The organism is Methylosinus sp. RM1 (genome assembly GCF_011378635.1).
GTDB classification, from domain to species: Bacteria; Pseudomonadota; Alphaproteobacteria; order Rhizobiales; family Beijerinckiaceae; genus Methylosinus; species Methylosinus sporium.
In genome coordinates this window covers 1-1,591 of the sequence record NZ_WOVC01000099.1, presented here as the reverse complement: position 1 = coordinate 1,591, position 1,591 = coordinate 1, and the positions used below count along the sequence as shown (strand labels likewise).

The window sequence follows — 1,591 nt, the reverse complement described above, 5'->3', positions numbered from 1 at the left end:
ATTCTCGTTCATCTTCGGATCCTTCCAGAGACATGGCTGTCCCTCCGAAGAATCTCACATCCGAAAATCCTTCCGAACCCAAAGAATCAATGGGGTCGCGACGGCGCTTACAATGGATCGGGTCGTGCGAAACATATGTGCGAAAGTCGCGTATCATTTTCTTCCTTAGCAGCAGACTTCCCGCGGATGACCACTTCGGGTCAACAGCGGTCCGGTTCGCCCTTTATTTTTCTCGTCCGCCTGCGCCCCACACCCGCGCCTTCCGTCCCCCTCCGCTTCCGCGAGAACGGCGGCGGCAGCTTTGCCTCCACCCAAGGCAACAGGCGGATCGGCTGCGGCTGTAGATGCGCCGTCACGATCGGAATCTTCATGATGGTCGGCAGCATGTCGGCGAGCGCGATCGCGTCGCAGTAGATTTCCTCGGTCGGGGTGGCGCCCGAATGCCCCATGATGTCGCTCCGAATCTCGCTATGAATCCCCTTCTGCTTCAATGAATTGCCGAACGATTTGCGCATCGAGCCGAATTTCGCTCGTTCTGACCTTTATATAGTGGAGGCGTTGTAACTCGCCGTCGATCACCGTGTCGACGTAGGCCACGTCGCGGACGGAGAGGCCGCAGATTTCCTCGCGCCGCGCTCCGGTGTAGTGGAGCATGAGCGTCGCGAAATACAGCGCGCGGTGGAAGACGTGCGGGCCTGGGATCAAGATCTCGTCGTCTTTCCAACCGGCGCAGCCGGTGAAGAAGGCGAGGTGGAAGATCGCTGCGGCGTCGGCTTCGGTCAGGAGTCCGCGCTTCGTGCGCCCGCGTTCCGTGGACTTGCGACGCATCAGCGTCATGTCGATGTCTCGGTCGAGCTTGTGACCGCGGCTTCGAATATGGGCGAGGACCTGGCCCAGAAATGAAAAATGCCGATTGACCGTTCCAGCGACCAAACCGCGCTCCGACGGCGGCTTGGCCGCGCCGATCGCGCGAAGCTGGTCGAGCGTCCGGTGATTGTCTCGCGGGCTGCGGCCGTAGCTCTTGGCGACAGCGCCGAAGAGGTCGTCGAGATCGCCCAGGTGCTTCTGGTGGATGTCTTCGAACTCGACGACGCCCTGCTCGAGGAGGAGCCTCGCGAAAAGCCGCGAAATCTGACGCACCTGACGCTGGGATTTCGTGTCCCAGGCCTTGGCGTCCGCATTCTTCTGGATGACCCCCTCGGCGAGCACGACGAATGGATGCTCGTCGAGCGTCAACGGCTTCGTTCTCGCTACCGTGGCGGGAGTCGGCGTGGGCACGGGCGCGGGCGCGGGCGCGGGGTCGGCAGGTGGCGGCGGCGCAGAGGCGGCCAACAGCGCCGCATGTTCGGTTCGGGCGCCTTCGGCCGTCTCTGCGGCCGCTTCTCGATGGACGACAATCGGGGATGAGGCGAGGGGAGCAACGACGAGCCTCGACTCGGTGTGATCGACCGAGTCGCGGGGCGCTTCGGCGTGATCCTTTAGAATGTCGGCGATGGTCTTCTCGATCTCGACTCGCACGCCGTCATGGCGGCGCTCCGACTGAAAATTCGCCTCGGCGAAGGCCCGGTAGACCGTCTCCTGGGCGAGCGCG

General features: G+C 62.9%; 2 protein-coding genes. Both read right to left on the bottom strand.

Annotation, left to right across the window (positions count from 1 at the left end; genetic code table 11):
* Positions 1 to 200: 200 nt before the first annotated feature.
* Complete coding sequence (locus FMZ75_RS21070; RefSeq protein WP_207783563.1) at positions 201 to 515, bottom strand: hypothetical protein; 315 nt, start codon at positions 513 to 515, stop codon at positions 201 to 203.
* Complete coding sequence (locus tag FMZ75_RS21065) at positions 469 to 1,236, bottom strand: hypothetical protein (protein WP_166146259.1); 768 nt, start codon at positions 1,234 to 1,236, stop codon at positions 469 to 471. The genes FMZ75_RS21070 and FMZ75_RS21065 overlap by 47 nt, the downstream gene beginning before the upstream one ends.
* Between the last annotated feature and the right edge of the window lie 355 nt (positions 1,237 to 1,591).

Excerpts from the sequence above, each read along its gene's own strand:
- FMZ75_RS21070 (WP_207783563.1), bottom strand. The coding sequence starts at position 515 with ATGCGCAAATCGTTCGGCAATTCATTGAAGCAGAAGGGGATTCATAGC.